This is a genomic window from Arenibacter troitsensis, assembly GCF_900177645.1.
Taxonomy (GTDB): Bacteria; Bacteroidota; Bacteroidia; order Flavobacteriales; family Flavobacteriaceae; genus Arenibacter; species Arenibacter troitsensis.
The window spans coordinates 41,601-64,321 of record NZ_FXAO01000001.1; the positions used below are offsets into that span (position 1 = coordinate 41,601).

General features: G+C 41.3%; 18 protein-coding genes. 17 read left to right on the forward strand and 1 reads right to left on the reverse strand.

The features are described from left to right. The first annotated feature begins 3 nt into the window (after nucleotides 1-3). From B9Y87_RS00135 to B9Y87_RS00205, 16 genes are all read left to right on the forward strand, one after another. On the forward strand, nucleotides 4-1,503 hold the full coding sequence (locus tag B9Y87_RS00135) for a SusD/RagB family nutrient-binding outer membrane lipoprotein (protein WP_085495027.1): 1,500 nt from the start codon (nucleotides 4-6) through the stop codon (nucleotides 1,501-1,503). Between the two features lie 21 nt (nucleotides 1,504-1,524). Then, on the forward strand, nucleotides 1,525-3,249 hold the full coding sequence (locus B9Y87_RS00140) for a LamG domain-containing protein (RefSeq protein ID WP_085495029.1): 1,725 nt from the start codon (nucleotides 1,525-1,527) through the stop codon (nucleotides 3,247-3,249). A gap of 115 nt (nucleotides 3,250-3,364) precedes the next feature. Continuing rightward, on the forward strand, nucleotides 3,365-5,014 hold the full coding sequence (locus B9Y87_RS00145) for an alkaline phosphatase family protein (protein ID WP_139827106.1): 1,650 nt from the start codon (nucleotides 3,365-3,367) through the stop codon (nucleotides 5,012-5,014). 82 nt (nucleotides 5,015-5,096) lie between these two features. Continuing rightward, nucleotides 5,097-6,314 (forward strand): phosphonoacetate hydrolase, encoded by a 1,218-nt coding sequence (gene phnA, locus B9Y87_RS00150; protein ID WP_085495033.1) that lies wholly within the window; start codon nucleotides 5,097-5,099, stop codon nucleotides 6,312-6,314. A gap of 18 nt (nucleotides 6,315-6,332) precedes the next feature. Further along, on the forward strand, nucleotides 6,333-7,760 hold the full coding sequence (locus B9Y87_RS00155; RefSeq protein ID WP_072863063.1) for an aldehyde dehydrogenase family protein: 1,428 nt from the start codon (nucleotides 6,333-6,335) through the stop codon (nucleotides 7,758-7,760). A 63-nt stretch (nucleotides 7,761-7,823) separates the two neighbouring features. Next, entirely contained in the window at nucleotides 7,824-8,513 is a 690-nt protein-coding gene (locus tag B9Y87_RS22050; protein WP_217807472.1) for an aminotransferase class V-fold PLP-dependent enzyme, read from the forward strand. Nucleotides 8,514-8,612: 99 nt separating this feature from the next. Continuing rightward, the gene (locus B9Y87_RS22055; RefSeq protein ID WP_217807473.1) at nucleotides 8,613-8,936 is read left to right on the forward strand and encodes a hypothetical protein; all 324 of its coding nucleotides are present in this window, start codon (nucleotides 8,613-8,615) and stop codon (nucleotides 8,934-8,936) included. 199 nt (nucleotides 8,937-9,135) lie between these two features. After that, a complete protein-coding gene (locus tag B9Y87_RS00165; protein WP_176225565.1) occupies nucleotides 9,136-10,398 on the forward strand; it encodes an MFS transporter in 1,263 nt (420 codons plus the stop codon). Nucleotides 10,399-10,453: 55 nt separating this feature from the next. Beyond that, entirely contained in the window at nucleotides 10,454-11,677 is a 1,224-nt protein-coding gene (locus B9Y87_RS00170) for an NAD(P)/FAD-dependent oxidoreductase (protein ID WP_085495038.1), read from the forward strand. Nucleotides 11,678-11,696: 19 nt separating this feature from the next. Then, nucleotides 11,697-12,701: a metallophosphoesterase family protein gene (locus B9Y87_RS00175; RefSeq protein ID WP_085495040.1), complete on the forward strand. Its 1,005-nt coding sequence runs from the start codon at nucleotides 11,697-11,699 to the stop codon at nucleotides 12,699-12,701. Nucleotides 12,702-12,704: 3 nt separating this feature from the next. After that, entirely contained in the window at nucleotides 12,705-14,429 is a 1,725-nt protein-coding gene (locus B9Y87_RS00180) for an endonuclease/exonuclease/phosphatase family protein (protein ID WP_085495042.1), read from the forward strand. 81 nt (nucleotides 14,430-14,510) lie between these two features. Further along, nucleotides 14,511-15,488 carry an alkaline phosphatase family protein gene (locus tag B9Y87_RS00185; RefSeq protein WP_176225566.1) on the forward strand — a complete coding sequence of 326 codons (978 nt, stop codon included), beginning with the start codon at nucleotides 14,511-14,513 and terminating at the stop codon, nucleotides 15,486-15,488. Between the two features lie 138 nt (nucleotides 15,489-15,626). Further along, nucleotides 15,627-16,184, forward strand: a complete 558-nt coding sequence (locus tag B9Y87_RS00190) for a helix-turn-helix domain-containing protein (protein ID WP_085495047.1) — start codon at nucleotides 15,627-15,629, stop codon at nucleotides 16,182-16,184. Nucleotides 16,185-16,587: 403 nt separating this feature from the next. Beyond that, nucleotides 16,588-17,394 (forward strand): pyrroline-5-carboxylate reductase, encoded by an 807-nt coding sequence (gene proC / locus B9Y87_RS00195; protein WP_085495050.1) that lies wholly within the window; start codon nucleotides 16,588-16,590, stop codon nucleotides 17,392-17,394. A gap of 3 nt (nucleotides 17,395-17,397) precedes the next feature. Continuing rightward, entirely contained in the window at nucleotides 17,398-18,168 is a 771-nt protein-coding gene (gene proB, locus B9Y87_RS00200; protein WP_085495052.1) for a glutamate 5-kinase, read from the forward strand. Nucleotides 18,169-18,192: 24 nt separating this feature from the next. After that, complete coding sequence (locus B9Y87_RS00205; protein ID WP_085495054.1) at nucleotides 18,193-19,395, forward strand: glutamate-5-semialdehyde dehydrogenase; 1,203 nt, start codon at nucleotides 18,193-18,195, stop codon at nucleotides 19,393-19,395. Between the two features lie 130 nt (nucleotides 19,396-19,525). Here B9Y87_RS00205 and B9Y87_RS00210 read toward each other — a convergent pair whose 3' ends face one another. Further along, entirely contained in the window at nucleotides 19,526-21,811 is a 2,286-nt protein-coding gene (locus B9Y87_RS00210; protein WP_085495056.1) for a GH92 family glycosyl hydrolase, read from the reverse strand. A gap of 321 nt (nucleotides 21,812-22,132) precedes the next feature. Here B9Y87_RS00210 and B9Y87_RS00215 point away from each other — a divergent pair, with 321 nt between their 5' ends. Then, a complete protein-coding gene (locus tag B9Y87_RS00215; RefSeq protein ID WP_085495058.1) occupies nucleotides 22,133-22,717 on the forward strand; it encodes a precorrin-2 dehydrogenase/sirohydrochlorin ferrochelatase family protein in 585 nt (194 codons plus the stop codon). Nucleotides 22,718-22,721 lie beyond the last annotated feature (4 nt).

Here is a 22,721-nt window from a genome sequence, read left to right on the forward strand (position 1 = left end):
ATCATGACAAAAAATATAATTTTCAGAATAACGCTAATGGTATTCCTTTTGGGATCGCTAGTTAGCTGTTTGGATTATGAGGATTTGAGGGAAAATCCCAACGAACCCAATTCCGTACCGCCAAGTTTAATTTTTACAACGCTTGTTCCGGGAGCCACGGGATCGTTTAGTGATACTTATGAAAAAATGCAATATCATTTGTGGATTGCTACGGACAATGTGTTTTCTCCGAATTTTAATAATGGATTTGGTGGGAGCTTTGATTATTCCACTTTGAGAAATATTATTCAAATGACCAAGGAGGCCGACGCTGCCGGGGCACCCGCATATGCCATAATTGGAAAGTTTCTTAAGGCCAGAATGTATATTGAAATGACAAGGAGAATGGGAGATATACCTATGTCGGAAGCGGGTCTTGGGGCAGATAAGCCCCAACCAAAATACGATACCCAAAAATCGGTCTACATTCAGAGTTTGGATTGGTTGGACGAGGCCAATAGTGAATTGGCCACATTTCTTAATGCAAACCCAGGTGTAAATATCGAAGGGGATCCTTACTACGATGGGGATTTAAGGCAATGGCAGAAATTGATAAATGCCTATACCTTGAGAATTTTGCTGTCCTTAAGTAAAAAAGAAAATGATCCAGATGTTAACGTAAAGGGTCGTTTTGCCAATATCGTAAATAACCCTGATACTTATCCCTTATTGACAGGATTAGAGGATAATGCACAATTAATTTATAGCAATGAGGACGGCTTTAGGCAGACCTATAACCCGGACCAAGCTGTTTATAGGGATGCTGTGGTCTATGCAAGTACTTATATTGACTTGCTTAAAGGGAAAGAAGATCCAAGGTTAATGAAAGTGGCAGATCCAACCCAGGATGCATTGGACGCCAATCCAATTGAGGCCGAAGTACGTGCAGATTATAATGCGTATGCCGGTGCAGATATATCAGGAGCAGCAACAGAAAATTCTGCTAAAAAATTGGATGGGGACTTTTCATTTCCAAATTTCGACAAATATTGGAATTACGTTGGCCAGCCTGGTGTATTCATGAGCTATTGGGAACAGGAACTGCACATTGCCGAAGGAGCGCATAGAGGATGGGCGGCAGTGGACGCCAAGTTACATTACGATAATGGAGTTACTGCTTCCATGGAATTTTATAGTGTGGATGCATCTGAAATTACGACCTATTTGACCAATAAGCAACCTTATGTTACTGGTGCGGCAGGATTAACCAGAATTTTGGAGCAGAAGTATTTGGCATTTGCTGAAAATACCGATCACGAATCCTTTTTTACCACACGCCGAACCGGGGTGCCTACCTATTTATTTAGTAGTGAGCACAATAGTATTACTCGGTATCCAGTACGTTGGACCTACCCTGCCTCGGAAGACTTGGACAACAAAAGCAATTATAGGGCAGCCCTTCGGGCGCAATTTGGCGCAGAAGTGGATGATAGGGATCAAATTATATGGTTACTTAAAGATTAGGAACAGTTAAAATTTAACACAATGAAAAGTATAAATAAATTAATGGGTTATAAAATAAAGATCCTTTTATGGCTGTTTTTGGGATTCGTTTTTGTCTTAGGCTGTGATGATAAGGGAGAAGGCTGGGCTGATGAAAGATATTTGCAAAACTTCGAATTTTACATTTATCATGTCAATCCATTAACAGGGGCGGAGTATACGGATGAAGAATTGGCCGAATTGACCTATGATCCAACACAAAAGGAGTCTTATGCCGAGGGTCAAATAGTGGATTTGGCGGTTGTTACTTCCAAGTTGCCTTTGGAAATTAAGGTGCTCTCCGGCAAGGATTTGTCAGTACTGGAAACGCTAACGGATTTTCCAACTTTCGGGGAAAAATTTAAGTCCCAAAGTTTTGTGTCTAGTTTGGAAGAGCTTAATCTACTGGAAATAGGGGACAAAACAACCCTTAAGTTTGAAATTTTATATTTGGATGGCTCTATTGGGGCGGCGAATTTCGAAGTTAAGAAGGTGAAATTTTTTGATCCAAATGCTATTGTGGATACGTTTGTCTTTTTAAAGAAGAGTACTGGTGAAACAATTCCTTTGGCCATTGAAGAAAAAGTTACCTCAAGGGTCAAGAATGCTGCATATGGTTCAATAGTCGAGTTTAATGGTGCGGATAACCAGGTGGAAATATTGGATGTTCCAGAATTGAGCTTTAGGCATAACGGTGATTATTCTATTGGGTTTTGGGTAAATACGACCTCAACGGACAGTGATCCGGTGATGATCGGGGATCAAGACTGGGGCAGTTCATCCAATCCTGGATTGACCATAGCATTTCGGGGGAATAACTGGCGTGTAGCAACATCTGATGGTGTAACCAAGGCCGATACCAATTATGATGGTAGCTTCAATGATGGGGAATGGCATTATATTGTGACAACTTTTGATCGGGATGGAAGTATGACCCTTTATCAGGATGGTACTTCAGTGGCCTCAGCAAGTATGGTGGGAATCGGTAGTACAGCTAGTGGGAATCCCCTTCGCGTGGGGCAGGATGGTACCGGTGCCTATGGTCAATTCTTTGAAGGAAATATTGGCGAGGTTTCCATCTATGATTACGCTTTGACCGCGCAACAAGTTGCAGGTGTTTCAACGCCTTTAACGGGCGTACAGTTGAAGACCCAAGATGGTACCATAAAGAATATAGCCGTAGCCAATGCTGGTGCTACCATTAGTAGTGAGAATGATATGTCCACTTTTACCTTTAACGGTGTAAATCAGTTCGCGACAATAAACGATGCAGATCTGAATTTTAGGCATGATAGTGATTACTCTATCTCCTTTTGGGTAAATACTACTTCTTCAGATAGTGATCCAGTAATGATTGGGGATCAAGACTGGGGCAGCTCCTCCAATAAGGGGTTGACCATAGCATTCCGAGGTAGCAACTGGCGTGTTGCCACTTCTGATGGAACAACCAAAGCGGATACCGATTTTAATGGTGGATTCAACGATGGTCAATGGCATTTATTGACCGTGGTTTTTGATAGGGATGCCAATATGACCTTGTTTCAAGATGGTAAAGAAGTTGCCAGTACAAGTATGGCCGCGGTTGGCAATACAGAAAGTGGTAATCCGTTGCGATTGGCACAGGACGGTACAGGTAATTATGGTCAATTTTTTGAAGGTAAAATTGCGGGCGCAGTAATCTATGATTATGCACTTTCAGTGGAAGAAGTTGCAGCTTTGTTTAATTAAATAAAGGACAAATAAGTTAGTTGGTATTGAGTTGAGTTAGTTGTTTTATTAGGGAGGGGTATTTTACGCTCCTCCCTTTTTATTTGCGGCTTTAAAATAAAATAAATATTGTGATGTGAAAAAATTAAAATTAATGACCCATATAATGGTGTTGGCCATATTATCTTGTTCCTCAAATGACACAGCAAAGTTAAAACAGGATACAGAAGTCAACATAAAGTCTAAAAAAGTATTGGTAATTGGGATAGACGGTTGCAGACCCGATGGGATAACAGCAGCCAGTACCCCTAATTTGGATGCACTTATGGCCAATGGTACCTATTCTCTTGATGCCCGAAATACGGGTATTACTTCAAGTGGCCCTGGATGGTCGTCTATGTTAACTGGAGTTTGGCAGGACAAACATAAGGTTGTGGATAACTCTTTCTCGGGATCCAACTTTTCAAGATACCCCCATTTTTTTAAGAGAATTGAGGAAAATAATTCCAATAGTCGTACCGTATCATTATCTCAATGGCATCCGATCAATGATCAAATTGCCAATGGATTTGCAGATATTACTAGAAACACTGCGGATTCTAGTGTGGACGTCAAAAATAAGGCAGTAGCAGAACTTGGTGTTGAGGAGCTTACGGCACTTTTTGTTCATTTTGACGATGTTGATCATGCCGGACACGGTTCAGGTTTCAGTCCTGATAACTCCAATTATATTAATGCAATTGAAACAGTTGATGCTGCCATTGGAGAATTGATAATTACTATGAAAAATCGTCCCAATTACACAAATGAAGATTGGATAATAATTGTGAGCACCGATCACGGAGGCATTGGAACAAGCCATGGCGGGGATACAGAGGAAGAGCGGACGATCTTTATGATTGTTAGTGGAGATTATATCCCTAAGAAGGAAATTGCCAAAACAACATCAGAGGTAGCGGTTTCTCCGGCTACTAATTGTTTAAATAGTGGTACTGAGCTTTATTTTGAATCCAATGGCATAATTTCTATACCGAATAATGCCGCTTATAGTTTTGGTGCTACCCAGGATTTTTCAATTGAATGCCGGATTCGTGGGAAAGTACCTGCTGACGCAGGCATTATTGCTAAAAAGGATTGGGATAGCGGTCTCTTGCCCGGATATGTTTTTTCTTTCAATCCCGGTTCCAAAAATTTCAAAGTAAATATAGGGGATGGCACCAATAGGGTAGATGTTGAGGTAGGACAAATTACGGACAACGAATGGCATACGATCAGTGCCACTTTTGATAGGGATGGTTTACTAAAAGTGTATGTGGATGGTATTTTAAAAAATAGTGCAGAGATATCATCCATTGGAAATATAGATAATGCATTTCCTTTTACTATTGGGGCAGATGGTAATGCTGCTTATAAATATAATGGATACATTTCAGAAGTGAGGGTTTTTAATGGTTTGTTGGAAACCGAGACTATAGATGCATGGAAATGTAAAATTTTTGATGATACACATCCCATGGCTGCCAATATTAAAGGACATTGGAAATTAACAGAGGGTTCAGGAGCCTTAATAATTGATGCCAGCCCAACAGCGGCGCATGGAATTTTATCAGGAGGAGAATGGAGGGATGCAACGATTACTACTATTGAAACGGTAGGCAATTTCGAGCACACACCTCGCACTGTTGACGTTGTTAATACAGCTTTGACTCATTTGTGCATTCCAATTAGTCCTAGTTGGGGTTTGGAGGGAAATTCACTTTTGAATACGTCTTGCAATGACCAATAATTTTGAGTATTAAATTATCCTATTAGTAAAAAATTTGTACTTTAGTGCAAAATTAAAGAGAAACTCAAAGACATTTTAGAACATGAACATTAATAGCAGAAATTACCCTAAACAAAAACAGACCATTATCGGAATATGTATGGATGGAACCTCTTACCCCTATTATGAAGGTGCCAAGGAGGTAATGCCCAATTTGCAACGTTTTATTAAAGAGGGTTCCATGGGAATGGTGAAAAGTGTAATTCCTTCTTTTACGAATCCCAATAATATGGCTATCGTTACAGGGGTTACGCCCAAGGTCAACGGGATTTGCGGGAATTTTTACTGGGATACCGAACTTCAGGAAGAAGTAATGATGAACGACCCAAAATATCTAAAAGTTCCTACCATATTGTCCGAGTTAAGTAAAAACGGAAGAAAAGTAGCCGTGGTTACTGCCAAGGACAAGTTGCGGAAAATGCTTGCCCATAATCTTGAAGGGATATGCTTTTCGGCAGAATTTGCCAATCAGGCCACATTGGAAGAAAACGGTATTGAAAACGTGGAGCAAGGATTAATGGGCAAGGAAAGACCAGGTATCTATGATCCCTATATTTCCGTTTATTGCATTGAAGCCGGTGCCAAACTGTTGAAGCGCGAGCATTTTGACGTAATGTATTTGACTACAACCGATTTTGTGCAGCATAAATATGCTCCAGGTAGTCCGGATGCCAACGATTTTTTATCCAAAATAGACCTATGGTTGGGAGAGCTGGATAAGCTGGGTGCTATTATAGGGGTAACCGCGGATCATGGAATGCAGGCTAAGACCAATCCGGATGGAAGTCCAAAAGTACAGTTTATAGAACAACTATTGGATGCCCAAAATATTAAATCGAGGGTAATTTTGCCTATCACGGATCCCTATGTAGTACATCACGGGGCCTTAGGTGGTTATGGTACCTTGTATTTGGAAGATAAATCCCAGTTGCAGGCAGCCAAGGAGTATTTGTTGTCTTTGGACGGAATAGAAAAGGTGCTGACCAATGCTGAAGCCGTTGAGGAATATGAACTTCCAGGCGATAGAATTGGAGACTTGGTGGTATTGGCAGATTCGGCAACTACCATTGGTAGGACCCCTGATTGGCACGAATTGGATAAGGTAAAGGAGGGCTTGCGTTCACATGGGGGAGAACACTGTCAAGTGGTGCCCATGATATTTAACAAGAAATTGAACGCCGAATACAGTGAGAAATTGGCGTCTGGGACTAGTAGGAACTTCGATTTGTTCCATTTTTTGAGCAACGGATTCTCTAACTAAACCATTTAAAACATTACTATGATCGAGTTTGGAAGTATAATTAATGGAAAACAGGTGAAAACTGGAGAATGGATAGATATTTATAATCCATACACCAAAAAACAGGTGGGCAGGGTAGCGTCTATAGATACCAAAACCTTGGACAAGGTGTTGACGGATACCAAGAATACAAAAATTAACCTTACCAGATATGAACGCTACGATATACTCAATAAAATAGCGAACGCCTTGGAAGAGCGGGTCGATGAGGTGAGTAAAATGATTACCGATGAGACTGGACTTTGTTTAAAGGATACCCGATATGAAGCCAGTAGGGTTTCCGATGTACTCAGATTTTCGGCCATGAAGGCCTTGGACGATGATTCCCAAGTATTCCCTTGCGATGTATCCAAAAACGGTAAGCCCAGAAGAATCTATACCACTCGTGTGCCCTTGGGGCTCATTAGTTGTATTACCCCGTTCAATCATCCTATGAACCAGGTGGTGCATAAGATAGCACCAGCTATCGCAACCAACAATACGGTGGTTTTGAAGCCGTCCGAAAAAACTCCCTTATCGGCTTATTATTTTGCACAGTTGGCGTTGGATTGTGGTCTGCCACCAAATATGTTGAACGTGATAAATGGGGCGGATGTCCAAGCAACTGCAGAAATGATGACCATACATCCGGAAATAACCATGGTTTCCTTTACCGGTGGTAGCAAGGTCGGTAAAATAATAGCCTCCAAAGCAGGATATAAAAAATTGGTTTTGGAGTTGGGAGGTAGTTCGGCATTGTTGGTTCTTGAAGATGCCGATATTGATGAGGCAGTTGAGGTAACCATGTCTGGAACCTTTAAAAATTCGGCCCAGCGTTGTACCGCCATCCGAAGGATTTTGGTGCATGAGAGTATAGCGGATGATTATGCCGCTAAATTAACCGCCCGGGTGGAAGCTTTAAAATATGGGGATCCATATGATGCGGAAAATGACATGGGTACAGTGATTACCGAAGAATCCGCAAAGGAGATGCAATTGCGTGTCCAAGATGCCATAGATAATGGTGCGGTATTATTGGCCGGTCATAAACGCGATGGTGCACTTTATGCGCCCACGGTCTTGGACCATGTACAAAATGCCCACGAAGTAGTGGCCAAAGAGACCTTTGGTCCGGTTGCCCCGATAATTAGATTTAAAACTTTGGATGAGGCCATAGACATTGCCAATGACACGCCATATGGCTTGTCAGGTGGTGTTGTCAGTAATCACTGGCCATCCATTCAGCGTGTAATTACCGAATTGGATACGGGTACCGTAAATGTAAATGAAGCACCCAGTTACCGTTTGGAATGGACGCCCTTTGGAGGGGTAAAGGATTCTGGCTTGGGGTACAAGGAAGGGGTCATTGAGACCATGAAAGGCTATACCTATGTCAAGACCTATTCCCTACCATGGGATATTGCCTAAGTAAGGAGCTATAATTTTTACAATAATTTAAGTAATTCAAAAATCTTAATCGACAAATACGAAATGCAAATAAAAAGAAATGTGTTGCTCAACCCCGGTCCGGCAACTACCACCGATTCTGTAAAATTGGCCCAAGTTGTTACCGATATCTGCCCTAGGGAGAAGGAGTTTGGGGATCTTATGGAATATTGTGCCACTGAGATTACCAAATTTGTAGGAGATCCCAAGGATTATGTCACTGTTTTGTTCGGGGGTTCGGGAACGGCCACGGTAGAGGCTATATTGAGTTCCGTTGTGCCCGAAAACGGACGCATTCTTATCATAGATAATGGTGCTTATGGAAAGCGCATGTGCCAGATAACCAAAATTTATAAATTGGATACCGTAGTTTTTGAATCCTCCTCCATAGAACCAATTGATCTAAAAGCCCTTGAAGAGGTAATAAAAGGAGAAAAGGGATTAACCCACTTGGCCATGATACATCATGAAACTACTACAGGCTTGTTAAATGATATTGCTGCCGTTGGGAAATTATGTGCAACCTACAAAATTAGTTTTATAGTAGACTCCATGAGCGGTTTTGCGGCTATTCCAGTGGACATGAAGGCCATGAATATTGATTATTTGGCGGCCAGCTCCAATAAGAACATACAAGGAATGGCCGGAATAGGATTCGCTATTTGTAATAAAAAGGCATTATTGGCCACAGAATCCATTCCAATGCGAAACCTCTACCTAAATTTATATGCATAGTACGCTTATTTTGAAAAAACGCATCAAACTAGGTTTACCCCTCCTGTTCAAACTTTTTATGCCCTGAAACAGGCTATAATAGAAACCAAGGAAGAAACTGTGGAGAAACGATATGCCAGATATGCAAAATCCTGGGAAACCCTTCTTAGCGGGATAGAAAAAATGGGATTGGAATATTTAATAGACAGGGAACATCACTCTAAGATTATTACTTCCATCATAGAGCCAAAGAACGAGAAATATGATTTTGACGAAATGCATGATTTTTTCTTTGAAAGGGGATTTACCATTTATCCAGGAAAGGTTAATAATTATGATACGTTTAGGATTTCCAACATAGGACAGATCGATTATAGGGATATGGAAGATTTCTTAAAAGTATTGAAGGAATACCTTGTTCAAATAGGGTTTTTGGAAAATTGATTTGCAGCGATTGGCAGACAAGACTTTTATGTTCATCATCGCTTTTTGTTTTTAATCGAAAAGCAATGGCAAATTAATACGTGTTCCATAATTTAAATTAAATGCCACCACCTGCACAGAGGTACAGGTGGTGTGCCCCTTCAAACCAATTTTTTAGTCATGTGATTTAAAATTTTAAATAAATTAACCAATGCCAAACATGAATTTAACCACAGATCAAAAATATTGGAGGAGAAGAATATTTGTCCTCACTTGGCTCGCTTACGCTGGCTTTTATTTTGGTAGGAAAAACTTATCGGTTACCTGGAGCTCCATGGAGACCGATTTGGGACTCGACAATTCCGACTACGCCTCTATTATATTTGTTTACAGTCTGGTGTATACCATAGGGCAATTTGTAAATGGATACTTGTCCGATACCTTCGGTCCCAGAAAAGTGGTTACAGTTGGGCTATTTTTGGCGGCAATTGGAAATTTATTCCTGGGAATGACATTTTCTGCCGGTGTTATTGTTTTTCTGATAGCAGCAAATGGTTATGGTCAATCCACAGGTTGGAGCGGATTAATTAAGAATATGACCCCTTGGTTTAGAAGAACGGAGCGCGGAATAGTCATGTCATGGTGGTCTACCTGTTATGTTACTGGGGGCTTTCTAGCTACCATATTTGCGACCTATGCGGCTTTTGATATGGAATTCCTTTCGGAGCTGGGCTGGAAACGAGGTTTTATTTTTCCCTCCCTTATTCTCTTTGTGATCGCAATTCTCTATCTCTTGTTTACTAGAAACAACCCGGAAGATGTTGGGTTGCCTAAAATTGTGGAGAACAAATATGACTTTGAAGGCGGGGCCAAGGCGGAGAAACTAAAGATATTGGGATTGCTGTTAAGGAATAGTTCCCTCTGGATCTATTCCAGTTGTTATATGATCCTCAAAATGACTAGATATGCCTTTCTCTTTTGGTTGCCGGTCTATTTGGAGAAAGCGCTGCACTATGATGTTAGCGATGCAGGTTATATGTCTTCGGTATATGAACTGATAGGCTTCTTTGGGGTCATCCTGGCAGGTTACAGTTCGGATAAAATCTTTAAATCCAATCGATTTAGTACAGTTGCCATAATGATGATTGGATTGGGCCTTGCCTGCCTAGCTCACCCCTATATGGTTCCTTATGGAAAAATAGCTACAATAATCAGCATTGCCCTTATAGGGATTGCCACTTATGGGCCGGATTCACTGATTTGCACCGCCGGTTCTATGGATGTTGGGGGTACCAAGGGAGCGGCAATGGCCGCTGGTATTATTAATGGGATGGGGTCTGTAGGACAAATGTTTTCAGGTTTTATTGTAGTGGCTATCAATGAGTATTACGGTTGGGACAATCTATTTTATTTTTTTGTTATCATGTCGTTTATTGGAGGAGGATTGGCAGCTATAAAGTGGAACCTTCAGAGTTCCGATTAATGAGTGCTTATAATGGAGGTGCCTTGTTTTTAGGTCCTTCGGATATAATGTAGCAATGATGAAAAAGACGGATTTAGTGATTGTAGGAGGCGGCATATTTGGTTGTGCCATTGCCTATTATTTTAGTAAGAACAATCCAGGAAAACAAGTAATGCTTTTGGAGCGCAATGAGCTTAACAACGCGGCTACCAGTAGGGCAGCGGCCCTTATGACCATGGTGAGGTCCAAGCGCTCCTATATTCCGTTGACCATTGAGACCTTTAAGGTAGCCAAGGAGATGGAGGAGGAGCTAGGCGAAACTTTGGATTTCAAGGTGGTCGGTATGATGCATGTGGCAGCAAGCGAAGCCAAGGTAAAGGATCTGGAAGTGTTAATGGATATTGCCAAGGAATACGATCAGGAAGCCTATTATATCAATAAGGAAGAAGCCAAGGTAAAAGCACCCTGGTTGGAAGTGGAAGAAGCCCTGAAAATAGGCTTCGTTCCTAACGAAGCCTATTGTGACCCTTATATGCTGGGGACATTTTTTGCCAGATGTGCCAGAAACCGGGGAGTTAAAATTCACCAAGGGGTAGAGGTAGTTGGTTTAATACAAGAAACTGGTACGGTGAAGGGTGTAAAGACTACTGATGGGGACATCCTTGCAGAGACCGTTGTTGATGCGGCTGGAGTTTGGGCGCCCCTGCTAGCTGGCCAGGTGGGGGCAGGTCTTCCTATGGCACCGGTGAGAAGTCAGTATTGGATAACGGAACGCTCCGATCTGTTTCCCATAAATTCGCCCATGGTGCTTTTGCCGGACGCCCAAGCCTATGCCCGACCTGAAGGAGGGGGATTGCTGTTTGGGATACGCGAGGGGAAATCGTTGGTCGCTTCCCCAAAAGATGTGCCCAAGGATATTACCGATTTCGTTTTTAGCGCCGATGAAGGGATGGACGATCTTTTTGAAAATGGCGAGCGACTCGCACGTTTTTTTCCTGCTTTTTACGATATGGGGATTAAATATTATGTGGCCGGATTTTCGGGATATACGCCCGACTCACATTTGGTATTGGGGGCAGTTCCGGGTATAAAGGGTTTTTTGGTAGCTTCAGGGTGTTGTGGTGCAGGGATTTCTGTTGCAGGCGGGGTAGGGCTTGGAATTGCTGAAATGGCAGCGGGTAGGCCAAATCCCCTCGATTATTCAGAATTTGAAATTTCCAGATTTGGTAGTATAGATCCCTTTGGGGAAGAATGGCTGCACAAGTGTGCCGCCGCCAGATCCAATAAAGTAAGTGGTTAAACAAACAAGAAAGATTATCATGCAAAAGCAGGAAAAAGGACGTCGTAAGTTTATGGCCAAGATGGGATTGGGAACCTTAGCCTTGGGAATGGGTAATGTTGGGGCCTACGCCTTCGCTCCTAAAAATGAAATCACTAAAAATAACAAGGTCAATATTGGTTTTATAACCGATGTCCATCATGGCTTTTGTTCAGACGGACTTGAGCGTTTGCGGGTCTTTATAAAAGAGGCTTCTACCCGAAAATTGGATTTTATTATTCAAGGAGGGGATTTTTGCTTTGCAACGGAAGAAGCACAGGAATGCATGGATCTTTGGAATACGTATAAGGGTGAAAAATATCATGTGCTAGGTAACCATGATATGGACAAGGTTACCAAGAAGGAGGCCATGGATTTTTTTGGGATGGAGAGCAATTATTATTCCTTTGATAAGGGCGACTTTCACTTTGTGGTAATGGATGGAAATTATATACTGAAAGATGGGAGATACGAGGATTATGGCAATGCCAATTTTTATATTGATCAACAGAACAGAAGCTTGGTAAACCCGGAACAAATTGAATGGCTAAGGGAGGATTTGGAAAAAACGGATAAACAGACCATTATCATTTCCCATCAGGCCTTCGACGAAATTTGGGATGGATGGTCCTCTCCCAGTAGGTTTGAAGTTAGAAAAGTTATTGATGATGCCAACAATAGAACGGACTATCAAAAAGTAATTGCCTGTTTCTGTGGGCACCATCACGTAGACGATCACAGTTATATAAATAATGTTCACTATTTCCAAATGAACAGTGCTTCCTATTTTTACGTAGGTGAAGGATATGGTTCCGATGGTAGTATGGCCATGTACCAGGATTCCATTTTTGCCTTCATTAGCTTGGACCCTTCTGGTCAAATTTCCATTGAAGGTAGGCAAAGTCAGTTTGTAAAACCTACCCCATTGGAAAAAGGCCATCCCGATGCTCCCAGGCTTTCCGCATCCATTAGCGATAGAAAGGTTGATTTTAAACGCAAAAAGTAAAACATGTTCAAGAAGTTTGTAGGTGAAAATAAATTATATTTTTTCCAAGGTAGAAAAGAAATACCCTTGGTTGTAGTTGGATTATTTAGAAGTGCATGGTCCAATTTGTATCATAGCAACATGGACATAAAATATTCTATAACAATTGTCTTGGCTCTGATTTTTATGTTCAAATTGGAGCTTGCCCAAGGTCAGGAGCCCATTGTTTACATGAATTTTGATGAATTTGGCTTTGAAGAAAGGCATATTTCCAAAAATGAAGCAACGTATATGGTAGACCTTCAGCAATCCCAATTTACTGAAGGAATTTTGGGGAAGGCTTTAGATCTGTCCGCCAATGCAGCTTTAAGAAGGCCCCTTAAGATAGAAAACGGGGCGTTGCCCGATTTTGGCGAAAAAGGCAACTTTACTGTCCAAATATGGGTAAAAACCCTAGCTGATGCGGCAATGGGAGCCCCCATTATTGGGAATAAACTTGCTGAAGACCCCACCACACAGGGTTGGCAACTTTACTCTAGGGAAAATGGGGCATGGGCCTTAATTTTAAATGATGGTAAGAATAGGTATGATTATGTGCCCACTGCCGAAAGACAAAGAATTAACGACGGGGAATGGCATCAAATTCTTTTTACCGTAGACCGGAATAAAAAAGAAACATGGATATATTTTGATGGCATTAATGTCGCTATCTATAACACTCCGGACCTAAAGGGTTTGCAGTCCCAGTACGCCACGGTAATAGGAGGTTCGGATGAGAAGTGGGAATACGGTTCCAATGGCCAATGGAATGCCTTTAATGGTTTTATTGATGAGATAAAGGTATGGGATTCTGCCATTGATGCCGAAACCGTTGAGAAGTTGTACTCCCAATATAGCCCAAATTCAAAGAATTATGCAGTAGCTTCTGATGCCCGACACTTAAAGGTGTTGACATGGAATATTTGGCACGGTGGGCATCGATATGGGAAGGAAGTAGGATTGCAAAGAGTCATTGAAACTATAAAAGCTACCAACGCGGACCTAGTGGGTCTTATTGAAACCTATGGGTCTGGGGCAATAATAGCGGATTCTTTGGGCTATTATTTCTATTTAATCAGCTCCAACTTATCTATAATGAGTCGCTATCCAATTACAGAAACGATTAAGGTCTTTAAGCCGTTCAATTTTGGCGGGGTAAAATTAATGACTGGTCCTTCCCAAGAATTGATATTTTTTGATACTTGGTTGCATTATTTGCCCGATTATAGCAATAGCATCATAAAAGAAAATAAAACTCCAAAAGCATTAATAGCAGATGAAGCAGGAACACGCCACGCGGAAATAAAGGAGATTCTAAAGGAAATTTCACCCTATTTAAAAAATACCAATGATGTTCCGGTAATCATGGTGGGCGATTTTAATATGGGGTCCCATTTGGATTGGACGGCAGAAACAAAGGATATCCATTATGGTAAAATAGTGGAATGGCCGGAGAGCAGGGAAATGGCCCAAGCAGGGTTTATGGACAGCTATCGCGAATTGCACATTAACCCCTTGCTCGACCCCGGCTTTACATGGACTCCCAGGGCCGCTACCTCTTCGGATAAGTATGGTCTAAGGGACAGAATTGATTATATATACTATAAAGGAAAGGGTTTAAACCCCATAGAATCAAAGGTCATTGATTACCATCCCATCATGTTTCCGTCCGATCATGCTGCAGTTTTAACCGATTTTCAAATTAAATAAATACAGGCAAATAAGATGAATTGTAGGTTCTTTTTAATTTTCTTTCTTATTACCCTATGCGGCTATTCCCAAAAAAGTCAGGTGGAAAATCTAATTTTAATATCCGTGGATGGCCTAAGGTGGCAGGAAGTTTTTCGTGGTGCCGATACTTTATTGTTAAAGAATGATAAATATTGGGCGCCCTCGGTAGCCGAGAGACGCAGGAAATTTATGCCTTTTTTATGGGAGACAATTGCCGTAAGGGGTCAGGTTTATGGTAACCGGGATCTTGGCAGTAAGGTAAGTCTCAGAAATGAGTATTGGTTCTCCTATCCTGGAAGAAGTGAGACCCTCTGTGGTTTTTACGACCCCAATATTAATTCCAATGCCTTTCCGAATAATCCCAATATTAATGTTTTGGAATTTATCAATGGTCATAAGGGATATGCCAATAAGGTAGTTACATTTGCTTCTTGGGATGCCCTGGGCAGAATATTAAATAGGGACCGCAATGGTATGGTGGTTAATTTGCCAGGGGAAGATGTACTTGGAGCCAATTTATCCGAGGCCCAAATTTTGGCTAATGAATTACAGCATCTGGTACCGGAATACTTTGGGGAATGTAGGCCGGATGCACTAACTTTTGCTATGACCAAAGCCTATATCCAAGCCAATCATCCAAAAGTAGTGCATATAGATTTTGCAGATACAGATAATTACGGACATTCTGGGGATTACGATAATTACTTAAATGCCGGCCATTTTATAGATGGCATGATAAAGAGTTTGTGGACAACTCTGCAAAAAGATCCATTTTATAAGGATAAAACGGCTATTATGGTATATCCTGATCATGGGAGGGGAATAGGTCAAAAATGGACCGATCACGGAACAGCGGCCCCACATTGTGATGAGACTTGGCTGGGGGTATTAGGTCCGGGAATAGAGCCTTTAGGAGAAGTTCGGGATAATGACGAAATTTTTCAGGACCAAATAGCGGGAACAGCTTCAAGATTATTGGGTTTTAACTTCAAGACAGACCATCCTGTTGGAGAATATATCAGGACCATTGTAAAATAGTTGCATCGGGCTATCTAAATAGATTGTTCGTGTTCAACTTCCAAGTTGTTTCCAAATTGACAGAAATATTTGTTTATTTTTGCAATATAAATATCAAGTCTGCTATTTTTGTGCAAGTTCTTGATCAACAGCAATTCAATGGATGACATTCTTATAAATATTGGGCGACAATTAAAATTGGCCCGCCAAAAAAGAGATTTGACCTTGCAGCAAGTAGCTAAAAGAACCGGTGTTAGTGCCGGATTAATTTCTAAAATTGAAAATTTAAGAACCACGCCATCCCTACCGGTACTTTTAAAAATAATGCAGACCCTGAGTATCGATCTGTCCGAACTGGATCTGTCATCCAGTGTTAACGGAGATTATATCGTTATCAAAAATGGAACGGGGACCAAGGAAGACCGTGAAGATTCCGTTAACCTGGAATATACCCATTTGTTGTCCAGTCCTTCATCAGATAGTAGTATTAGGGTATATATTGTAAGCGTTTCTGCTGGGGCCTACCGAAAGCCCATCTCAACCAACGCCAATGAACTTATTTATGTACTTGGAGGCAAGGTAAATTATTTGCTAAAAAAGGATAAGGTGCTATTGGAAAAAGGAGATCTGCTTTATTTTGATGGCTCTATTCCACATGGCGTTTCCAATGAGTTCGATGAACAGGCAACCATGTTGAAAATTTACTTTTTACATTAAGTAAGGGTTAGTTCATATCCTAATTTATTATTACTTACCAGTTCTTACAAGCTAGGATAGGACCTGTTTTAATGTTGTAGCCCATTAATGGGCCAATTTTCTGCATTTATTATTATTTGAATGGCGGAGCTGCCATGGTCAACTCTAGACAATTTTTAGGAGGAAACACCATTTTTGTCAGGTTTTGCAATTATTTATTCTTCGCCCGAAGGCCTTGAAACAAAAATTTTCCAATCCAGTTTAAAAACGCAATGTCAAGAATAGTATAGGCTAAGGCCGATGTATAGGTTTTATCTATAATAAATCTATATGAACAGTTAAACTCTATATGCAATAACGTAGTATCGCATGGTTATTGAGCAATTGGGGTTGTAAATTAAACGTATTAACTTAAAAACAATACATGAAAGTATTAGTAATTGGTGCAGGGAATATGGGATTGACCTATGCGGAAGCCATGTCGAAATCAAAACTATTAAAGAAAAGAAATTTGATGATCTTGGATAGTTCCCAAGAAAAGACCTTGTCCTTAAAAAAGATTATACATTTTGAAGTACATGAAAACTTGGAGGATTGTGTGCCCAAGGCAGATTTAATTTTTATTGCGGTAAAACCTTTCCATAGCGAGGATTTGTTTAAGAAGATGAAAGACTTGGTCAATGAGGGGCAGATCGTTATTTCAATTATGGCCGGAGTTACCATAAAATCGATACAAGACCAGCTGGGCCTTCAAAAAGTTGTTCGTGCTATGCCAAACCTTCCGGCACAAATTGGGAAAGGGGTAACTTCATATACCGCTTCCAAGGAGGTGTCAAGAATAGAATTATTGACCATAGAGAATTTATTGGATACCACAGGGAAATCTATATTGGTAAGCTCCGAGAAATTTATAGATGCTTCCACCGGTATTTCGGGTAGTGGCCCGGCCTATGTTTTCTATTTTATGCAAAGTATGATGGAAGCGGCATTAAAAATGGGCTTTTCGGGCAATGACAGCAAAATGTTGGTTAGTCAGACTTTTGAAGGTGCGGTAGACTTGTTCAATCAATCCGATCTTTCCCCCAATTCATGGATGGAAAGAGTAGCTTCCAAAGGAGGGACCACTAGGGCGGCATTGGATTCCATGGAAGACAATAATGTAAAGGAGCTGATAAAGGAGGCCGCCTACTCCGCTTTTAATCGCGCTGTAGAACTAGGAAAAGATAAATAGATTATGTATAAACAGAGAGTAGTTATAAAAGTAGGTACCAATGTAATGACCAATAAGGACAACAGGATCGTAAAACCTGTCCTTGATCATTTGGTACAACAGATAGCAGAATTGTACGAACGAAATATCATGTCGGTTTTGGTTTCTTCGGGATCGGTTATAGCGGGTATGGAAGTGATGGGAGAGAGCCAAATTACGGATAAGGCCACAAGGCGACAAGTATATTCGGCCATTGGTCAACCTAGGATGATGCGGCACTACTACAATATATTTCAAGATTATGGAATGAAGTGTGCCCAAGTGTTGGCAACCAAAAGGGATTTTAATCCTGGTAATCATCGCGATAATATGATCAATTGTTACGAAGGCTTATTGGCCGAGGGTGTTGTACCTATAGCTAATGAGGATGATGCTGTTTCCTTGACCAATTCCATGTTTTCGGACAATGATGAGTTGGCAAGTCTGGTGGCAGAACTTACCAAGGCCGATAAATTAATCATCCTTACCGATACGGAAGGATTATTTACCGGGCATCCCGATGATAAGGACACCGAGGTGATAAAGAATGTCAGCGTAGACCAGAATGTGGAGAAATATATTAAGACCATAGACAAGGGAGAGGCTGAAGGTAGAGGGGGCATGGGCTCCAAGTTGAACATTGCCAAGCAGACCGCCTCCAAAAATATCCCGACCTATATTGCCAATGGTAAAAGAAAGCGGGTTATACTGGATATTGTGGAAGGCAAGAGCGTGGGAACCAAGATTTCGGTATAAGTAGAGTAAACATAAAATAAACGCATGAAATTATTAAATACAGAAATAAAAAATAACGTATTGCGATCCATGATGCGGATATTGGATGGCAAAAGGAAAGAAATAATAACCGCCAATCAGAAAGATCTGGATCTTTTTGATAAAACGGATAGGGCTATGTATGATAGACTTATTGTGGATGACAAAAAGGTAGATGGAATGATTGCAGCTATCCAGGAGGTGCTGCAACAGCAAGATCCAGTAGGCAAAATTAAAACGGAACAATCACTGGAAAACGGATTGAAAATTGAAAACAAGACAGCGCCTTTCGGGACCATCATGATTATTTATGAATCCAGGCCGGATGTTACCATAGAAGCGGCTGTTTTGGCCTTCAAGGCCAATAATAAAATTTTGTTGAAGGGAGGAAAGGAAGCCGTTCATAGTAATATTATATTGGAGAAATGTTGGCACTTGGCATTGGAGGAAAATGGTTTGGATACCCAATGGATCCAACTGCTGCATATGAATAGGGAGGAGACCCAGGAATTTTTGAGGAATCCTACCGAAAAGCTGGACTTGATCGTACCCCGTGGTGGGGAGCGCTTGATCGCTTTTGTAAAAGAGCATGCCAAATGCGCGGTATTGGTCAGTGGAAGGGGCAATAATTTTCTTTTTGTGGACAAGGATGCGGATTGGGCACAGAGTCTAGAGGTAATCCTAAATGCGAAGACCCAAAAGATATCGGCGTGTAATGCCCTGGATAAAATACTGGTTGACGTTAATATTGATAATTATTCCGACAAGGTAAAGGAGCTCAATACTATCCTAAAAGACCAGGGTGTCTCAGTGGTAGTGGATAGTAAAGTGGCCGAGGTGCTGTCTGAAAATAATGTTGTGGAAGACGAGTCTATATGGTATGAAGAATTCCTGGCCATGAAATGTGTGGTTGGAGCAGTAGATGATTTGGAATCGGCGGTTCAAAAGATCAACAACTATTCCGGAGGGCATTCCGCAACCATTATGACCAAGAATAAGGAGCGGGCCATGGAGTTCATGGATCAGGTGGATAGTGCCGCAGTTTACCTCAACGCCTCTACGAGATTTACGGATGGCGGACAAATGGGTGTTGGTGCGGAACTGGCGATCAGTACGGATAAATTGCACCATAGGGGCCCTCTGGGGCTGGAGCAGTTGGTTACCAATAAATATTATGTTTATGGGGATGGACAGGTAAGAAAGTCCTAAAAATTGTTGGCCCCCTTAAGGGGTACATATTCGGTGCGGCGGTCCTAAAGCAATTTCTTGCTTCTGTAAAGGATCGCCGCTTTTGATTTGGTGAAGGTTAAATACTTTGTAAAACCTTCACTAATATTTCCTATTTTTCATTGGAAAGTGAAAAAGGAAAATCCTCGCTTTTAGTTCCTCTTGTTTTATTGGGAGTGTCTGTCATTTCAAAATCCAAAACAGCCCCTTGCATCAGTTCCTTATGGCTCAACCAGTTTTTGGAATAGGTCTTACCGTTTAAGGTCAGCGCATTTACATATTTGTTGGATGCACTATTTTTAGGTGCATTGATGCTAATTTCCTTCCCATTTTCTAAAACGAGCGTTGTTTTTTGGAACAATGGGGTTCCCAATACATATTGATCCGTTCCTGGGCAGACTGGATAGAACCCCATGGCCGAGAATACATACCAGGCAGAGGTTTGTCCGTTGTCCTCATCCCCACAATAGCCGTCTGGGGCTGGGGTGTACATCCTGTCCATGGTTTCCCTTACCCAATATTGTGTTTTCCATGGTTGCCCCGCAAAATTATATAGATAGGGCATATGCTGAATTGGTTGATTGCCATGGGCATATTGCCCCATATTGGCTACCTGCATTTCCCGTATTTCATGTATTACAAAGCCATAATAGCTCTCGTCAAAAACGGGCGGTAACGAAAATACTTCATCCAATTTGGCGGCAAAGGCTTCATTGCCACCCATTAGGTTAGCCAAGCCTTGGATGTCATGAAAAACGGACCAGGTGTAGTGCCAGCTATTGCCTTCGGTAAAGGCATCGCCCCATTTAAAAGGGTTAAAGGGAGCCATAAATTCACCGTTCTCATTCTTGCCACGCATTAATTTGGTCTCAGGATCGAACAGGTTTTTATAGTTTAGACTTCGTTTTTTGTATAGGTTGATTTCCTTTTTAGGTTTGTTCAAGGCTTTCGCCAACTGATAAATGGTAAAATCGTCATAGGCGTATTCCAAGGTTCTTGCCGCATTTTCATTGATATCCACATCATAGGGAACATAGCCTAGCTTGTTGTAATAATCTACTCCGGCTCGTCCTACTGCTGTTAAGGGACCGGCATTATTGGCCCCATGTATCAATGCTTCGTACAAGGTCTCGATATCATAATTTTGATTGTTCCCATTTTTTAAATAGGCATCCGCAACAACGGAAGCAGAATTGTTCCCTACCATAACGTTTCTTAGGCCGGGACTTCCCCATTCTGGCAACCAGCCACCTTCCTTATAGGCATTGGCAAGACCTTCTTGTATCTGGGCGTTGAGTTCGGGGTACATAAGGTTTAGAAAGGGGAAAAGGGCCCTAAATGTGTCCCAAAACCCGGTATCTGTAAACATATAGCCAGGAAGTACTTTTCCATTATAAGGGCTATAATGCATTACATTTCCGTTAAGGTCATATTCAAAGAACTTCCTTGGAAACAACAAGGATCTATAAAGACAGGAATAAAAGGTCTTGAATTGATCTATACTACCGCCTTCTACCTTAATTCGTCCCAGCTCCTTGTTCCAGGCTGCCCTTCCCTTCTGTTTTAAAGTGTCAAAATCATCGGTGCCAAGTTCCTTTAAGTTCAATTCGGCCTGGTCATAACTAATAAAGGAGGAGGCTACATTGGCAATAACGACCTCGCCTCTCTTTGTTTTGAAGCTTACAATGGCACCGGCATGGTCGGTTTCAATCTCCAGACCTTCCAATAGTTGCTCCGCACTAAAGGTTTTGGTGCTTTCGAAGTCCTTATCAAAGACCATCACAAAGTAGTTTTTAAAATTTTCGGGAACCCCACCACTATTCTTGGTGGTATATCCTATTATTTTTCGCTCGCTTGGAATAATCTTCACATAGGAGCCTTTGTCCAAGGCATCGAGTACCACGTGTGAATTTTCATTTTCTGGAAAGGTGAACCTGAACATGGCAGCTCTTTCCGTGGGGGTAATTTCGGTGGTAATATCATGGTCCGCCAAATAAACACTATAGTAATGAGGCTTTACAATTTCTGATTTGTGCGAATACCAACTGGCCCTGTCGTCTTCTGTAAAGCGTAGTTTCCCGGTAAGTGGCATAATAGCAAACTGACCGTAATCGTTCATCCATGGGGAAGGTTGATGGGTTTGTTTAAAGCCCCTTAATTTATCGGCAGCATAGGTGTATGCCCAGCCATCAACCATTTTTCCTGTTTGTGGCGTCCAAAAGTTCATTCCCCAAGGCATGGCAATGGCAGGGTAGGTATTTCCGTTGGACATACTTGGCTTGGAATCCGTGCCAACCAGTGGGTTAACATAATCTACAGCTTCTTGTGCATTTGTTACCCCGGTAAACAGTAGTGATAGGGTTAAGATTAGATTTTTCAAGTTGGTGTAATTGGTCATAATTGAAATGTTGAGTTGTGATATTGCCAGTGGCGTATTCCTTTAAAAAGCAAACCTAATGGCAATGTATAATGTTAGTTTTGAGTTACGGGTATCGAAATTAGCATTTTTGAACATGGCAATAAAAAATATACACACGATTTTCCAAGGAATTAACATAAACAGGTGGGTATATCGTAAAATCTATCCAAAATGAAAGAAGGTCAAACATTTTGTGCCTTATCTTTGAATAAAATTCTTTTTTGAATTTCGGAATTGCCGTTTTTTAACTGAAAGTATTTGTTGTAAGGCCCATTGAACAAGAATAACATTGAAGGACATATGGAAAGGAATGAATTGTACCCTGTTTTTTTAAAAGTATCCCAGCTTAATATTCTTATAGTAGGGGGAGGTAACGTGGGTCTGGAAAAACTGACTTTTATGCTTAAATCCAGCCCTAATGCCCAAGTAGAAATGTTGGCGCCGGAATTTTTGCCCCAAACATTGGAACTTGCCAAAAAACATCAGGTTAAGATAACCAAGGATGTGTACAATAAAAGTTACTTGGAAGGACGCCATATGGTTATTGCTACCACCGATAAAGTTGATGTAAACGAACAGGTATATCACGATTGCCGGGAAAGGCATATCCTTGTGAACGTTGCCGATAATCCACCTTTTTGTGATTTTTATATGGGCGGGATCGTAACCAAGGGCAATGTAAAGGTGGCCATCTCTACCAATGGAAAATCGCCCACTACGGCTAAACGCCTACGACAGTTTTTTGAGGATGTAATTCCAGAAAATATAGACGATCTGGTGAAAAATTTAAACGAATTCCGAAAGACCATAAAAGGGGATTTTGAGGAAAAAGTGGAGACCCTGAACGAGTTTACAAAGGGTCTGGTGAGTAAAAAAAAGGAATAGGTTC

Excerpts from the sequence above, each read along its gene's own strand:
- B9Y87_RS00180 (WP_085495042.1), top strand. The coding sequence starts at position 12,705 with ATGTTCAAGAAGTTTGTAGGTGAAAATAAATTATATTTTTTCCAAGGT.
- B9Y87_RS00140 (WP_085495029.1), top strand. The coding sequence starts at position 1,525 with ATGAAAAGTATAAATAAATTAATGGGTTATAAAATAAAGATCCTTTTA.
- B9Y87_RS00215 (WP_085495058.1), top strand. The coding sequence starts at position 22,133 with ATGGAAAGGAATGAATTGTACCCTGTTTTTTTAAAAGTATCCCAGCTT.
- B9Y87_RS00210 (WP_085495056.1), bottom strand. The coding sequence starts at position 21,811 with ATGACCAATTACACCAACTTGAAAAATCTAATCTTAACCCTATCACTA.
- B9Y87_RS00170 (WP_085495038.1), top strand. The coding sequence starts at position 10,454 with ATGATGAAAAAGACGGATTTAGTGATTGTAGGAGGCGGCATATTTGGT.
- proB (WP_085495052.1), top strand. The coding sequence starts at position 17,398 with ATGTATAAACAGAGAGTAGTTATAAAAGTAGGTACCAATGTAATGACC.
- proC (WP_085495050.1), top strand. The coding sequence starts at position 16,588 with ATGAAAGTATTAGTAATTGGTGCAGGGAATATGGGATTGACCTATGCG.
- B9Y87_RS22050 (WP_217807472.1), top strand. The coding sequence starts at position 7,824 with ATGCAAATAAAAAGAAATGTGTTGCTCAACCCCGGTCCGGCAACTACC.
- B9Y87_RS00155 (WP_072863063.1), top strand. The coding sequence starts at position 6,333 with ATGATCGAGTTTGGAAGTATAATTAATGGAAAACAGGTGAAAACTGGA.
- B9Y87_RS00205 (WP_085495054.1), top strand. The coding sequence starts at position 18,193 with ATGAAATTATTAAATACAGAAATAAAAAATAACGTATTGCGATCCATG.
- B9Y87_RS00175 (WP_085495040.1), top strand. The coding sequence starts at position 11,697 with ATGCAAAAGCAGGAAAAAGGACGTCGTAAGTTTATGGCCAAGATGGGA.
- B9Y87_RS00165 (WP_176225565.1), top strand. The coding sequence starts at position 9,136 with ATGAATTTAACCACAGATCAAAAATATTGGAGGAGAAGAATATTTGTC.
- B9Y87_RS00190 (WP_085495047.1), top strand. The coding sequence starts at position 15,627 with ATGGATGACATTCTTATAAATATTGGGCGACAATTAAAATTGGCCCGC.
- B9Y87_RS00135 (WP_085495027.1), top strand. The coding sequence starts at position 4 with ATGACAAAAAATATAATTTTCAGAATAACGCTAATGGTATTCCTTTTG.
- phnA (WP_085495033.1), top strand. The coding sequence starts at position 5,097 with ATGAACATTAATAGCAGAAATTACCCTAAACAAAAACAGACCATTATC.